The sequence below is a fragment of the Roseivivax sp. GX 12232 genome, from assembly GCF_021272185.1.
Classification (GTDB): Bacteria; Pseudomonadota; Alphaproteobacteria; order Rhodobacterales; family Rhodobacteraceae; genus Roseivivax.
The window spans coordinates 60133-74450 of sequence record NZ_JAJSEC010000004.1; the positions used below are offsets into that span (position 1 = coordinate 60133).

15 protein-coding genes are annotated in these 14318 nt (G+C 70.4%); 4 read left to right on the forward strand and 11 right to left on the reverse strand.

Annotated features, from left to right (window positions below):
* Positions 1–94: 94 nt before the first annotated feature.
* The 4 genes from LR948_RS08695 to LR948_RS08710 all read right to left on the reverse strand — a co-directional run bounded on the left by LR948_RS08695 (position 95) and on the right by LR948_RS08710 (position 3747).
* On the reverse strand, positions 95–727 hold the full coding sequence (locus LR948_RS08695; RefSeq protein ID WP_232753613.1) for a DUF1523 family protein: 633 nt from the start codon (positions 725–727) through the stop codon (positions 95–97).
* 67 nt (positions 728–794) lie between these two features.
* On the reverse strand, positions 795–1247 hold the full coding sequence (locus tag LR948_RS08700; protein ID WP_232753614.1) for a MarR family winged helix-turn-helix transcriptional regulator: 453 nt from the start codon (positions 1245–1247) through the stop codon (positions 795–797).
* 333 nt (positions 1248–1580) lie between these two features.
* The gene (locus LR948_RS08705; RefSeq protein WP_232753615.1) at positions 1581–2786 is read right to left on the reverse strand and encodes an aminopeptidase P family protein; all 1206 of its coding nucleotides are present in this window, start codon (positions 2784–2786) and stop codon (positions 1581–1583) included.
* Positions 2787–2955: 169 nt separating this feature from the next.
* Positions 2956–3747 carry an alpha/beta hydrolase gene (locus LR948_RS08710; protein WP_232753616.1) on the reverse strand — a complete coding sequence of 264 codons (792 nt, stop codon included), beginning with the start codon at positions 3745–3747 and terminating at the stop codon, positions 2956–2958.
* Positions 3748–3835: 88 nt separating this feature from the next.
* On the opposite strand from LR948_RS08710, the gene LR948_RS08715 reads away from it, so the two are divergent.
* On the forward strand, positions 3836–5314 hold the full coding sequence (locus tag LR948_RS08715; protein ID WP_232753617.1) for an NAD-dependent succinate-semialdehyde dehydrogenase: 1479 nt from the start codon (positions 3836–3838) through the stop codon (positions 5312–5314).
* 126 nt (positions 5315–5440) lie between these two features.
* On the opposite strand, the gene LR948_RS08720 is transcribed toward LR948_RS08715, so the two are convergent.
* The 7 genes from LR948_RS08720 to LR948_RS08750 all read right to left on the reverse strand — a co-directional run bounded on the left by LR948_RS08720 (position 5441) and on the right by LR948_RS08750 (position 11961).
* Positions 5441–5698, reverse strand: coding sequence for a YjhX family toxin (locus LR948_RS08720; RefSeq protein ID WP_232753618.1), 258 nt, complete (start codon positions 5696–5698; stop codon positions 5441–5443).
* A 264-nt stretch (positions 5699–5962) separates the two neighbouring features.
* Entirely contained in the window at positions 5963–6436 is a 474-nt protein-coding gene (locus LR948_RS08725; protein WP_232753619.1) for an Hsp20 family protein, read from the reverse strand.
* A gap of 159 nt (positions 6437–6595) precedes the next feature.
* Complete coding sequence (locus LR948_RS08730) at positions 6596–7396, reverse strand: serine protease (RefSeq protein WP_232753620.1); 801 nt, start codon at positions 7394–7396, stop codon at positions 6596–6598.
* A gap of 201 nt (positions 7397–7597) precedes the next feature.
* Positions 7598–8989, reverse strand: coding sequence for a glycolate oxidase subunit GlcF (gene glcF / locus LR948_RS08735; RefSeq protein WP_232753621.1), 1392 nt, complete (start codon positions 8987–8989; stop codon positions 7598–7600).
* 20 nt (positions 8990–9009) lie between these two features.
* A complete protein-coding gene (locus LR948_RS08740) occupies positions 9010–9348 on the reverse strand; it encodes a hypothetical protein (protein WP_232753622.1) in 339 nt (112 codons plus the stop codon).
* On the reverse strand, positions 9345–10451 hold the full coding sequence (locus LR948_RS08745; protein WP_232753623.1) for an FAD-binding protein: 1107 nt from the start codon (positions 10449–10451) through the stop codon (positions 9345–9347). Before LR948_RS08745 ends, LR948_RS08740 begins: the two co-directional genes overlap by 4 nt.
* 61 nt (positions 10452–10512) lie before the next feature.
* On the reverse strand, positions 10513–11961 hold the full coding sequence (locus tag LR948_RS08750) for an FAD-linked oxidase C-terminal domain-containing protein (protein ID WP_232753624.1): 1449 nt from the start codon (positions 11959–11961) through the stop codon (positions 10513–10515).
* 719 nt (positions 11962–12680) lie between these two features.
* Here LR948_RS08750 and LR948_RS08755 point away from each other — a divergent pair.
* From LR948_RS08755 to LR948_RS08765, 3 genes are read left to right on the forward strand one after another with little or no spacing between them, the layout of a single operon-like run.
* Positions 12681–13091: a CopD family protein gene (locus tag LR948_RS08755; RefSeq protein ID WP_232753625.1), complete on the forward strand. Its 411-nt coding sequence runs from the start codon at positions 12681–12683 to the stop codon at positions 13089–13091.
* Positions 13091–13801 (forward strand): DUF599 domain-containing protein, encoded by a 711-nt coding sequence (locus LR948_RS08760; protein WP_232753626.1) that lies wholly within the window; start codon positions 13091–13093, stop codon positions 13799–13801. The genes LR948_RS08755 and LR948_RS08760 overlap by 1 nt, the downstream gene beginning before the upstream one ends.
* 36 nt (positions 13802–13837) lie before the next feature.
* A complete protein-coding gene (locus LR948_RS08765; protein ID WP_232753627.1) occupies positions 13838–14197 on the forward strand; it encodes a hypothetical protein in 360 nt (119 codons plus the stop codon).
* Positions 14198–14318: the final 121 nt, after the last annotated feature.

Here is a 14318-nt window from a genome sequence, read left to right on the forward strand (position 1 = left end):
CCCCCGGGGGCCGGCGCGCGACGGGCGGTGCCGGAATGTTGCAGTCAGGAGGGGAGGGCTGGGGGCGGGGCCGTGTTTGGCCCCCGAAAGCGCCTCAGCGTCCGCGCAGCCAGCTGCCCATGCGCTTGCGGCGCTGGCTCAGGCCCTGGGCGGCCTCGTCGAGGCTGTCCTCCATGCTCGACATCACCGGGTCGATGCGGTTCTGCCGGAAGCGCCGCCAGCGCACCCAGATCGCCCAGAAGACCGCCGCCAGAACGACCAGCGTGAAGATCGCCCGCCAGGGCAGGATCTGCACCTCGGGGCCCGCCACCGGCTTGATCGCCACGGCGTTGGGAAAGATCGACAGGAACTCCGCCCGCCAGCCGTAGTGCCGGATCGCCACCCAGCGCGGCTCAGCGCCGGTGGAGCGCAGGTCCGCCGCCTCGGCCTGCAGGTTGGAGCTGTTGAACTTGAAGTAGGGCGGCCAGCCCCAGCCGGTGTCCTCGTTGCGGTAGACCATGATGTCATCGCCCGCCCGGCGGGTCTGGATGAAGAAGACGTCGCGGCTGCTGCGGACCTCTCCTCCGGTCTCGCCGCGGGCCCAGAACAGCCCGTTGGCGCCCAGGTCCTGGCGCTTCTCGTAGGTGTCGGTGATCCGCACGATGTCGTTCTGCGGCAGCGTGTAGTGCAGGAAGGACAGGGTCACGATCCAGAAGAGCGCGATCAGCGTCCATTTCACATATGCCATCGGCGGGGCCCTCGTGTTCGGTCCTCTGGGGGGAATTTTGCCCCGAAGCGGGGCCGGTTCCAAGGTCTCAGACGCCGTCCTCCGCGGGGTCGAGCGCCTGGCGCAGCTCGCGCAGGCGGGCCTGCAGCCGGGCGACCTCGGCGGCGTCCATGCCGAGCCGGTCGAGCACGCAGGCCGGGATATGCGCCGCGCGGCTGCGGAGCGCCAGCCCCGCCTCGCTCGGGGCGACGATGACCCGGCGTTCGTCGGCGGCGTCGCGGCTGCGCGCCACCAGCCCCGCGCCCTCGAGCCGCTTCAGGAGCGGCGTCACGGTATTGGTCTCGAGGCCCAGCCGGGCGCCGATCTGGCCGACGCTCAAGGGCGCCTCGGTCCAGAGCGCGGTCATCACCAGGTATTGCGGATAGGTCAGCCCCAGCGGATCGAGCAACGCCTTGTAGAAGCGCCCGAAGGCGTTCTGCGCGGCATAGAGGTCGAAGCAGAGCATCTGCTCCAGGCCGTGTCCGGGGGCGCGGTCAGTCATGGGTTCGATGTAAGCCGCGGTTTTGCCCCCGGCAAGCGGGGAAGCGGGCAGGCGCGGGGGGCTGCCGGTGGGGTGGGGCCGCGGTGCAGCCGGGTGAGCGGGGGAGTGGGGCGCTTGGGCGCCTCACGTGCAGGGCCGCGGTGGCGCCGGGTTTGCAGGCGAGAGGGTAGCTTGCGCATGGGCCGCACCGGGCTGCGGCTGCGGCGGGTGTGTGAAGGCGTGGGGCGCTTGGGCACTGGCCGCGCTTGGCCAGGCCCTGCGTAGCGCCAGACCCGGCGCGCCGCAGGGCGCCCCGGCCCGCGCCTTCCACGGCCCCCACGCCCCGCGCTGCCCTCAGCCCAGCGTGTTGAAGTCCCGGCCATAGGGATAGCCGGTGATGTTCTCGGCCCCCGCCTCGGTGATCACCAGGATGTCGTGCTCGCGGTAGCCGCCCGCGCCGGGCAGGCCCTCGGGCAGGGTCAGCATCGGCTCCATGGAGATCACCATGCCGGGCTCCAGCCGGGTGTCGATGTCCTCGCGCAGTTCTAGCCCCGCCTCGCGGCCGTAGTAATGCGACAGCACCCCGAAGGAATGGCCGTAGCCGAAGGTGCGGTATTGCAGGAGATCGCGCTCGGCGAAGAAGGTGTTGATGCCCTCCGTCACCTCGGCGCAGCTCGCCCCCGGCTTCAGAAGCGAGATGCCCAGCTCATGCGCGCCGACATTGGCGTCCCAGATCGCGGCGGTCGCGGCATCGGGCTCGCCCAGGTGCAGCGTGCGTTCGAGCGCGGTGTAATAGCCCGAGATCATCGGGAAGGTGTTCAGGCTCAGAAGGTCGCCGTGGCGCAGCTGCCGCCCGGTGACCGGGTTATGCGCCCCGTCGGTGTTCAGCCCCGACTGGAACCAGACCCAGGTGTCGCGATACTCGGCCTCGGGGAAGCGGGCGGCGATCTCGAGCTCCATGGCGTCGCGCCCGGCCATGGCCACGTCGATCTCGCGGGTGCCCTCGCGCACCGCCTCACGGATGGCGTAGCCGCCGACGTCGGCGACCTCGGCCCCGGCGCGGATCAGCCCGATCTCGGCGGGGCTCTTGAGCATCCGCTGGCGCATGGTGGCGGGCGCGATGTCGGTCACGCCCACGGGCGCCAGGAGGCTGTCGAGCGCGGCGCGCCCCGCGACGGTCAGGTGATCCGCCTCGATCCCGATCCGTCGGTTGGTCCCGGCGACATGGCCCACCGCGCGCCAGAAGTTGTCGCGCCGCCAGTCGGTATAGGTGATCTGCTCGCCGTGGCAGCGACGCCAGGGCTGGCCCGAGTCGATCCCGGCGCTGACCACCACGTCGGCCTCGAAGGTCACCACCAGCCCGTAGGGCCGCCCGAAGGCGCAATAGAGAAAGCCCGAGTAATAGGCGATGTTGTGCATCGAGGTCAGCACGCAGACCTCGACCTCGGCCTCGCGCATGATCGCCCGGAGACCCGCCAGCCGGGCCTCGTATTCGGCGGCGGCAAAGGGCAGGGGCGCCTTGTCGCCATTGGGACAGTGGTAGAAATCCGGTCGCTGCATCGCGCCCTCCCGCTGACCCGCCCGGGGCACCCTGAGAGCGGGCGCGGGGCGGAGAAGTCCCGGCGTGCAGGACGACAAAGAGGGGCGGGGGTGGGAGCGACGCCATCGCTCGGCCCAACCAAGCGATAGCCGGGCCGCCCCCTGCGAGGCAAGAGGGCTGGCGGCGGGCCTATCCCAGAAGTGCCTGAATCATCCGGCTTTCGGGATCTTCCAGCCCGTCGATCACGTCGAAGTGATGACGGTTCTCCTCGATCACCAGCCCGGCCTCCCAGGCCTCGGACAGCAGCCGCGCCTGGTCGAGGAAGGCCGGCCGCTCGTCACCGCCGACCCAGACCGTGACCTTGGCGGCGGGCTTGGGCTGATGCACCGGGCTTTCGGCACGAGCGGTCTCGGCGTCGAGCTGCAGCTCCTCGTTCATCGAGGTGCGCAGGAGCGGCTCGAGATCGGCGAGCGGCGAGATCGGCATGACATGGTCGATGCGGCGGGCGATCTCCTCGGGCAGGCGCCCGGGTTCGAGCATCCGCGCCACCAGGTGGCCGCCGGCGGAATGGCCGGTGAGCCGGATCGGCACGTCGGGCACCTCGCGGGCGGCGGTGATCACCGCATCGGTGATCTGCCGGGTGATGTCGGGAATCGTGACTCGTGGGCAGAGGTCGTAGGAGGGCATGGCCACCGCCCAGCTCGCCCGCATCGGGCCCTCGGCCAGATGCGACCAGTCGCCCCGTCCGAAGCGCCGCCAGTAGCCGCCATGCACGAAGACCACGAGCCCCTCGGCACGCCTGAGCGGCAGGAACAGGTCGAAGACGTTGCGCGTTCCATGGCCATACATCAGGCCCAGCCGCGCCCGGTTCGCCGCCCCCAGCCGTTTGCGCATCTCGCTGGCCTTCTCGGCCCATCGCGGCGGGTAGCTCGCGGCGTCGGCGATGTGGTCCTGATTGGAATAGGCGTCGTCCAGATCCATCTGTCTCTCCGGGGCGGTTTCGGCGACAATATCGTGATGACGGGCCGGGTCCACCCCGAAGCCCGCCCCAGCAACAAGGAGATGCTTCATGCGCGACCTCACCACCGACCTCTCGGGCCTTCTGAAAGACCCCAGCCTGCTCGAGACCCGGGCCTATATCGGCGGCGCCTGGGCCGAGGGCGCGGATGGCACCTTCGAGGTCACCAACCCCGCCCGCGGCGATGTCATCGCCGAGGTGGCCGACGCCTCGCGCAAGCAGGTCTCCGAGGCGATCGACGCCGCCTATGAGGCCCAGAAGGACTGGGCCCGCTGGACCGGCAAGGAGCGCGCCCAGGTGCTGCGCCGCTGGTTCGACCTGATGATGGAAAACCAGGAGGACCTGGCCAAGATCATGACCGCCGAACAGGGCAAGCCGCTCGGCGAGTCGCGCGGCGAGGTGGCCTATGGCGCCTCCTTCGTGGAGTTCTTCGCCGAAGAGGCCAAGCGGGTCCTGGGCGAGCAGATCCCCGGCCATGCCCGCGACAAGCGCATCCTGGTGATGAAGCAGCCGATCGGGGTCGCCGCCTCGATCACCCCCTGGAACTTCCCCAACGCGATGATCACCCGCAAGGCCGGCCCGGCGCTGGCGGCGGGCTGTTCCTTCGTCGCCCGCCCGGCCTCGGAGACGCCGCTCTCGGCGCTGGCGCTGGGCGTGCTGGCCGAGCGCGCGGGCCTGCCGGCGGGGATCTTCAACGTGGTGCCCTCGTCCTCCTCCTCCGAGGTCGGCAAGGAGTTCTGCGAGAACCCCAAGGTGCGCAAGCTGACCTTCACCGGCTCCACCGAGGTCGGCCGCATCCTGCTGCGCCAGGCCGCCGACCAGGTGATGAAATGCTCCATGGAGCTGGGCGGCAACGCGCCTTTCATCGTCTTCGACGACGCCGATCTCGACGATGCGGTCGAGGGCGCGATCATGTGCAAGTTCCGCAACAACGGCCAGACCTGCGTCTGCGCCAACCGGATCTACGTGCAGGAGGGGGTCTATGACGCCTTCGCCGAGAAGCTCGCCAAGCGGGTGAGCGAGCTGAAGGTCGGTGACGGTCTGGCCGAGGAGGACGTCGACCTCGGCCCGCTGATCGCGCCGGATGCCATCGACAAGGTGAAGGCCCATCTGCGCGATGCCCGCGACAAGGGCGGCAAGGTGATCCTCGGCTCCGAGGAAGGCGAGATCGACGGCAATTTCTTCAAGCCCGCCATCGTCACCGGCGCCACCCAGGAGATGACCGTCGCCCACGAAGAGACCTTCGGCCCGCTCGCGCCGCTCTTCGCCTTCAAGGACGAAGAGGACGTGATCGCCAAGGCGAACGACACGATCTTCGGCCTGGCCTCCTATTTCTACGCCAAGGACCTGAGCCGCGTCTGGTCGGTCGCCGAGGCGCTGGAATACGGCATCGTCGGCGTGAACACCGGCATCATCTCGACCGAGGTCGCGCCCTTCGGCGGGGTGAAGCAATCCGGCCTCGGCCGCGAGGGCAGCCACCACGGGATCGAGGAGTTCCTCGAGATGAAATACGTCTGCCTGAGCCTGTGATGCGCTGAGCGGAGGGGGCTGCGGCCCCGCTCCGCCGGCTGGCTCGGAGGGCCAAAGCGCCGCGCCGGGTCACCCGGCGCGGCGCGTCTTTTTTGGGGGTGGCGGACCCGTGCCCGCCCCTCGGCCCTACCGGTTGTCCACCTGCGCCCGCACATTGCGGCGGCCCTGCGCGGAGATGCGGTAGGGGCTGGAGGCGCGGCTTTCGATCAGCCGTTTGCGGCGGAGCTTGCGGAAGACCTCGAGCGAGCAGTCGCCGAGGATCAGCCCGTCGCGGGTGACGCAGGTGACCTCGGTCACCTGGCCGCCGGGCGCGCGCTCGTAGGCGATCACGCCGCCCTGGGCCAGCGCGTGCAGCACGCGCTGTTCGTGTTTGGAAATATTCATGGATGCGTCCTGTGACGTCGCTGTCAGGCCCCGGACATGGCGGCAGAGCCGGCCGGCCGGGGGTAGGCGTCACCTCGTCGAACCGAGGTGTCAGCGGGTGGTCACAAGCTCCAGCATCAACAATTCCCGTCACTGGGGTGTCGTCACGGCCCCTTGGCTAGATCCGGCGGCCCTGGCGGTCAAGCGGGGGTCCAACGCAAAACGCCCCGGCCGTGGCGGCCGGGGCGCAGGGTCGTCGAAGCGGCGCGAGGGCGCCTGCCGCGATCAGTTGACCTTTTGCGCGTCGAGCAGGTCCTTGCGGGTCTCGACGGTGTCGGTCTTCTGGATCTCGATGCGGCGCGGCTTCAGCGCCTCGGGGATCTCGCGCTCGAGGTCGATGTGCAGCATGCCGTCGGCATGGCTGGCGCCGATGACGCGCACGTGGTCGGCGAGATGGAAGCGGCGCTCGAAGGCGCGGGTCGCGATGCCGCGGTGCAGGAAGGCGCGGTTTTCGTCTTCCTCGGCCTTGCGGGCCGAGACCACCAGCGCCTGGTCCTTCACCTCGACCGAGAGATCGGTCTCGGAGAAGCCGGCCACGGCGATGGAGATGCGGTAGGCATCCTCGGCGGTCTTCTCGATGTTGTAGGGCGGATAGGTGGGCTGGGTCACATCCGAGGCCAGCACCCGGTCCATGAGGTCGGCGATCTGGTCGAAGCCGACGGTGGCTCGGTAGAGCGGGGCGAGGTCAAAGCTACGCATGGGTTATCCTCCTTTGAGCGATACCATATGTTGTGCGCCTTCCCGTATGGGACAGGCGGCTGCCAAGTTATGCGGAACCCGAAAGCGGCGTTCCGCAGCCAGAATTTGGGGAGGCCCGCGCGGGCTTTCAAGTCTCTTGCGGGCGGAGGAACTCGGCGGCTAGGGGCGCAGGAACTTGGCGGCGCTGGCGCGGCTGCCGGTCTCGGTCACCGACTTGATCCCGGGCAGCCTTGCGCGGCGGGTTTCCTCCGCAAGCGCCGCCTGCAGTCGGGGCAGCGCCGCCTCGACCGAGACCCCGAGCGAGACCGGCGCGCCCTCGGCCTCGGCCTTTGCCGAGACGATGGAGACCACCCGCGGCACGCCCGAGGCGAAGGAGAAGACCGGCGAGCCCGACGAGCCGAAATCCACACGGCAGGACATGACCACCACGCCCTGCTGTTTCGAGAGCACCGCGCAGCGCTCCTCGAGCGCGGGCACATCGGCGCCGCCGCGCGCATAGGAGACCACGCCGATACTGTCGCCGCGGGCGGGGTCGGCGTCGGTCTCGAAGGGGGTGATCGTGGTGTTCTGGATCGGGTGCTGCAGCTTCAGAAGCGCGATGTCGTTGCGCACCCGCGCCGGGCCCGAGGGCAGCGAGAAGTCGTAGTCGGGATGGGCGATGGCGCGGCGCACCCGGCGGTAGGCGGCGGCGCGGCCGTTGCGCCAGCCGGCGAGGAACTGCACCTCCTCGACCGCGACGGGCGCGCCGCTCGCGCGGTCATAGAGGCAATGCGCGGCGGTCAGCACCAGGTCGGGCGCGATCAGCGCGCCGGTACAGAAGGTCTTGCCTGAGATCTCGAGCCGTCCAACCGAATCCCAGGCCCCGCCCGCGGCATCTGGCCCGAGCGAGAACAGCCCCTGGGCCGAGAGGGGCTGGGCGAGGAACAGCCCCAGGAGGGCAAGGGCGAGACGGCGCGGCAATGGGATCTCCGGCGGTGGCGCGGCTGCGGGCCAGACTATTGAGCCTCATTGACCGGAATGGGGCAAGGCTGCGGCAATCGCGGGGAGGGCGCGCGTGGGGCGGGGAGCTGTGCGCGCGGGGGCGTCGCGCCGCTGCCTCAGCGCCCGTCCGGTGATCGGCGCAGAGTGCTCCGACCGGTCTGCGCCACTACGGCGCGCCCCTTACGCCTCGCGCATCAGCTTCGACGGCTTCGGCCCGCCGGTCGCCCAGTCCAGAAGCTCCACCGTATGGACAACCGGCACCTCGGTGCCCGAGCCGATCTGCATCATGCAGCCGATGTTGCCCGCGGCGATGACCTCGGGTGACTTGGCTTCCAGCGTGCGCACCTTGCGCGCCTTGAGCTGCCCGGAAATCTCGGGCTGCATCAGGTTGTAGGTCCCCGCCGAGCCGCAGCACAGATGGCTGTCCGCCGGTTCGACCACCTCGAAGCCCGCGCGCTTCAGAAGGGTCTTCGGATGCGTCTTGATCTGCTGGCCGTGCTGCAGCGAACAGGCGGCGTGATAGGCCACCCGCAGCGCCCCGCCGCCGGTGCCGCGCGGCGGCGCATGCACGCCCCGGCCCGGCGCGGCGTCGGGCCCGGCGATGCCCTCGCGGGCCTCCTGCGGGCTGGCCTCGCCGGGGGCGGGCACAGCCTCGGGCATCAGCTCGACCAGCACCTCGCTCACGTCGCGGGCCAGGGCCGAGACCTTCGCGGCCTCGTCGGCCAGCGGGCCGTTGCGGAACATGTGGCCGTAGTCCTTGACCGTGGTGCCGCAGCCCGAGGTGTTGATGACGATGGCGTCGAGCCCCTTGCCCTCGATCTCGCGGGTCCAGGCCTCGATGTTGCGCGCGGCGGTGTCATGGGCCTCGTCGCTCTTGCCCATGTGGTGGGTGAGCGCGCCGCAGCAGCCCATGCCCTCGGCCACCACCACCTCAGCGCCGAGCCGGGTCAGCAGCCGGATGGTCGCGTCGTTGATGTCGGTGTCGAGCGCCTTCTGCGCGCAGCCGGTCATCAGCGCCACGCGCATCTTCGGCGCGCCCGCGGCGGCAAAGCTCTGCGGGTCGTCGTTGCGACTGACCGGCGGGATCACGTCGGGCGCCATCTCGAGCATGGCGCGCAGCCGCGGGTCGGGCATCAGCCCCCGGAAGGGCCGGCCGATCTTGGCGGCCAGCAGCGCCAGCCGGAAGCGCTTGGGATAGGGCAGGATCCGCGCCAGCACCCAGCGCAGCGCGCGGTCGCGCCAGGGGCGCTCGTAGGTCTCTTCGATATAGGCGCGGGCGTGGTCGACCAGGTGCATGTAATGCACCCCCGAAGGGCAGGTGGTCATGCAGGCCAGGCAGGAGAGGCAGCGGTCGATGTGCTTGACGGTCTTCTCGTCGGGCACCCGCTCGTTCTCGAGCATGTCCTTGATCAGGTAGATCCGGCCGCGAGGGGAATCGAGTTCGTCGCCCAGCACCTGGTAGGTCGGGCAGGTCGCCGTGCAGAAGCCGCAATGCACGCAGGCGCGCAGGATCTCGTTCGACCGCGCGACATCGGGGTCTTGCAACTGCTCGGGGCGGAACTGGGTCTGCATGTCTGTCCTTCTGGTGAGCGTCAGGGCGAAAGGGTCAGGGCCGTGGCCAGCCCGAACCACGGCAGGGTGGTCGCAAGGCTGCCGCCAAGCCGGGTCCAGCGCGAGCCGCGCCCGCCGGCGAGCTTCTGCGCCGCCGCGGTCGCGCAGGCCAGGGCCGCGATCCAGGCGAGCCAGAGGCAGATGAGCGCCGCCAGCGGCCGCAGCGGGCCGAGCGTGATGCCCGCCAGCGCCAGGGTCAGCGCGCCGACCACCAGCGCGGCGAGGTTCACCCGCGAGGGCGGCGTGCGCAGCGCCAGAACGTAGAGAAGCGGCCCCGCGCCGAAGCAGAGCGCGAAGGCTAGGACCATCTCGGCGCTCATGCGGCCTCGGCCTGGGCGAAGATGCCGCGCGGGTCGAACTTCGCGGCGATGCCCCGGCTGAGCGCGGCCAGCGGCTCGGGTTCGGGGTGCAGGGCCGGCGGGCGGGCCGGGCCGCCCGGGGCCGCCCGCACCAGCGTCGCGTGGCCGCCGAGGCCGGAGAGCGCCGGGCGGGGGTCTTCGCCCGCCCGGAGCGCCGCCCAGACCAGCCCGCCGCCCCAGTCGTAGAAATGTGCTTTCGCGCCCAGCCGCCGGGCCACCTCCGGTCCGTCGCTCGGCTTGACCGAGAGCCGCCAGACGTCGCCCTCGGCCGCGGCCAGGGGCTGGGCGTCGCGGATCTCGCGCCAGAGCGCGGCGCTGGCCTCGGGGTCGGTCTGCGGCTCCTGGCCTGCCTCGGGGAAGAGCGCGGCCAGCGCCTTCAGCCGGTAGGCCACCGAGCTCTCGAAACCCTCGATCCGCAGGCAGCAGGCGCCGCGGTCGGGCAGATGCGCCGCGCCCGAGACCTCGTAGGGCGAGCCGAGCGCGCGGGACATGGCCGCCACCGCGCCTTGGTCGTCGAGCCCGGTCAGCACCAGCGTGGCGCTGGTCTCGGGCACCGGCAGCACCTTCAGCGCCACCTCGGTCAGGACGCCGAGCCGCCCACGGCTGCCGGCCAGGAGCTTCACCAGGTCGTAGCCGGTGACGTTCTTCATCACCCGCCCGCCGTTCTTCACGATCTGGCCCGCGCCGTCGACGAAGCGCACGCCCAGGAGGAAATCCCGCGCCGCGCCGGCCTGGATGCGTCGGGGCCCCGAGACATTGGCCGCCGCCACGCCGCCCAGCGTCGGTTCGCCCTTGGTGCCAAGGAGCGGGCGGTGATCCATCGGCTCGAAGGCCAGCCGCTGGCCCTCGCGGGCCAGCGCCGTCTCGACCTCGGAGAGCGGCGTGCCCGCGCCCGCGACCAGGGTCAGCGCGCCGGGCTCGTAGAGCCGGATGCCGGTCAGAGCGCCGGTTTCGATCACCGGGCCCTCGGGCGGGGCCGACCGCGTGCCGCCGCCGCGCACCGCCAGGGGCTCCGTCGCCGCGCGGATCGCCGCGCTCAGCTCTTCCTCGCTTGCCGGTCTCATCTGCCCTGCTGTTCCTTCATCCTGGCGAAAATAGTTGGTGGGCCGCGGGGGCTGGCCCCGGCTACTCGGCCGCGATCGGCACCGACCGCCGGGCCTCCGAGACCGCCAGCGGAAAGACCTTCGCGGGGTTCAGAAGCCAGGCCGGATCGAAGACATCCTTCACCGCCATCTGCGCCTCGAGATCGGCGGGATCGTATTGCGCGGTCATCAGGTCGCGCTTCTCGATGCCGACGCCATGTTCGCCGGTCAGGCAGCCGCCGACCTCGACGCAGAGCCGCAGGATGTCGGCGCCGAGCGCCTCGCATTTCTCCAGCTCGCCCGGCTCGTTGGCGTTGAAGAGGATCAGCGGGTGCATGTTGCCGTCGCCGGCGTGGAAGACATTGGCGACCTCGAGCCCGTAGTCCTTGGACATCTCGCCGATGCGGGTCAGCACGCGCGGCAGTTCCGAGACCGGGATGGTGCCGTCGAGGCACATGTAGTCGTTGATCTGCCCCATGGCGCCGAAGGCCGATTTCCGGCCGAGCCAGATGCGCCCGGCCTCCTCGGCGTCGCGGGCCTCGCGCAGTTCCACCGGGTCGTGGCGGCGGGCGATCTCGGTGATCAGTCCGAGCTGGTGGTCGATTTCGGGCTCGGAGCCCTCGACCTCGACGATCAGCAGCGCCTCGCAATCGGGGTAGCCGGCCTTGGCGAAGGCCTCGCAGGCGCGGATGCAGGGCCGGTCCATGAATTCGATCGCCACCGGCAGGACGCCGGCCTTGATGATGTCCGAGACGCAGGCGCCCGCGACCTCGTTCGAGGCGAAACCCATGAGCACCGGCCGCGCGCCCTCGGGGTTGCGCAGGATCCGCAGCGTGGCCTCGGTGACCACGCCGAGCTGCCCTTCGGAGCCGCAGATCACGCCCAGGAGGTCGAGCCCGCCGGCGTCGAGATGCGCGCCGCCGATCTCGACGACGCTGCCGTCCATCAGCACCATGGTGACGCCGAGGAGGTTGTTGGTCGTCACCCCGTATTTCAGGCAATGCGCCCCGCCGGAGTTCATCGCGATATTGCCTGCGATGGCGCAGGCGAGCTGCGAGGAGGGGTCGGGGGCGTAGAAGAAGTCCTCCGCCTCGACGGCGCCGGTGACGGAGAGATTGGTGCGCCCGGTCTGGAGCCGGATGAAGCGGTTCTCGTAGTCGGTCTCGAGCACCTCGTTCATCCGCGCGACGCCCAGGATCACGCAGTCCGCCGTGGGCAACGCGCCGCCCGCGAGCGAGGTGCCCGAGCCGCGCGGCACCACCGGCACGCCCATTTCGTGGCAGACCTTGAGCACCGCCGAGACCTCCTCGGTCGAGGCCGGCAGCACCGCCGCGAGCGGCGGGCAGCGATAGGCGGTCAGCGCGTCGCATTCATAGGCGCGCGTCTCCGAGAGCTCGTCGATCACCGCCTCGGCCGGCAGGACGGCGCGCAGCCGCGCGACGATCTCTTCCTTGCGGGACAGGACGCTGCGGTCCGGTGTCGGCATCTCCATGCGGGAACCTCCCCTTGTCGTGGCGTCACTATCTAGCATGGAAAGGGTTAATGCCAGCACTCACCCCGGGAGTGCGGCGAGACGCCCGGGGGAGGGGGGGGGGTTTATGTGCCGGGCCAGAATGCGCCATCGGCTGCCCCAGGGTCACTATGCTGCAAAGGTTGCCCACGCCCCGCCGCCCGGAGAACCCCATATCCACAAGCGCACCCCCTTGCGCCCTCTGTTGGAACTGGTGGAGCGGGCAAAGGGCATGATCACTGCGCGAGACTCGCTGACCATCCGTCCGCGTCAGCGTGTCCCGTTCCAGCCCGCGCTTCTTGCGCCCGAACAGCACCGAAGGTGCCGGGCGCGCGCCGGACCGGCCCGATGGGCCGGCGCTCCTTGGGGTGGCGTGCTTAGCTCGCCCCTCGTCCTGACCTTGCTGGGATAAAGCGCATAGCCCGGAGGTCGGTAGCGCCGGCCCCCGGTCCGGCGCGCGCCCTCCGGTGGGGCTGGTTGAGAGGGTGGTGGGTGACGGGTGGCAGGGAAGATGCACCCGACAAAGCCCCCCTCCGAGCGCCGTGCCGCTCCGCGCCAGCGCGCCGCAACTGACCAACCGCACAACCCCTTCCGGCACCCCAACTGACCTACCGCACAAACCGCCCCAACACCCCCTCAGCTTCCCCCCGCCACCCCCCAACCCCCTTGCGCGAGGCGCGGGCTTGCCGCAGAGGAGTCCCATGACCTGGATCAAGATCATACATCTGCTCTGCGTGATGGGCTGGATGACCTCCATCTTCGCGGTGCCCCGGGCGCTGATCTTCTGGAAGCGCGAGCACGCGCGGCTGGGCGAGTTCGGCCCGCTGGGCGACCTGACGATCCGGCTCTATCGCTTCTCGGCGGGGCTTGGCGTCATCGCGCTCATCACCGGGTTCTGGCTGGCGGGGCTCTTGGGCATGCCCGGCTGGGTCTGGTGGAAGCTGGCGCTCGTCGCGGGGCTGGTCGCGCATTACGGCTGGACCGGGCGGCTGGTGCTGCGCGCCCGGCGCGGCACCTTCTCCGAGAGCGACCGCTTCCTGCGCATCTTCAACGAGCTCAGCGTGCTCCTGGTGATCGCGGTCCTCTGGGTTGTCGTGGCCAAGCCGGTCTGATGGCCGATACGCTCGACAGCCTCTTCACCCTGCTCGACGCCACGGCGCTGATCGTCCTGGGGCTGGCCTGGCTCGGCAGCGGCCGCATCATCGAGCGCCCGCCCGCGCGCCGCCCCTCGACCTCGCTCCTCATGGCCGCCTACCGGCGCGCCTGGATGGTGCATTTCGTCAGCCGCGACCCGCGCATCTTCGACAGCCAGATCGTCGGCATCATGCGCCAGGGCACGGCCTTCTTCGCCTCGGCCACGATGATCGCCATTGGTGGCGGGCTGGCGCTTGTGGGCAACGTCGACCGGCTGCGCGGCATCGCCTCGGACCTCTCGCTCGGGGCCGACCCGGTGATCGTTTGGGAGGTGAAGATCATCCTGATGCTGCTGATCGTGGTGAACGCCTTCCTGAACTTCGTCTGGTCGCATCGGCTTTTCGGCTATTGCGCGGTGCTCATGGCGGCGGTGCCGAACGATCCCGCCGATCCCCTGGCGCTCGACCGCGCGCGGCAGGCGGGCGAGGTCAATGTCACCGCGGCGCGCAGCTTCAACCGCGGGCTCCGGGCGGTCTATTTCGGCATCGCCTCGGCGGCCTGGCTGATCGGGGCGGCGGCGCTGATCCTGGCGAGCCTCGCCACGCTGGCGGTGATCCTGCGCCGCGAGTTCCGCTCGGAGAGCCGCGAGATCCTGCTGCGCAACCTGCCGCAAGACACGGAAAAATGAGCCCGGTTTCAGCATGGGGATGCTAGGAGCCGGAGCATGACACGACTTCTCGCGCTTCTTGCCCTGATCGCCCCGCCCGCCCTGGCCGGCCCCCCGGAAATCCGCGATGCCGCGATCGAGAAAAGCGGCATGGACTGGCGCGTCTCGGTGACGCTGGCGCATCCCGACACCGGCTGGGACCATTACGCCGACGCCTGGCGGGTCGAGACCGAGGCCGGGGAGCCCCTCGACACCCGCGTGCTGCACCATCCGCATGTGACCGAGCAGCCCTTCACCCGGTCCCTGAACTCGGTGATGATCCCCGACGGGGTCTGGACGGTCTATATCCGCGCGCATTGCAACGTGCATGGCTGGGGCGAAGAACGGTTGGCGCTGAAGGTGCGGCCGGAGTTGTGAGGCGGGGGGCGCTGGGCTTAACGCCGCGCTGCATTCGGTCTTCCGCACTTAAGCAGAAACCCACGCCCACCTTGCGCCCGAACAGCATCGCAGATGCCGGGCGCGCGCCGGACCGGCCCCT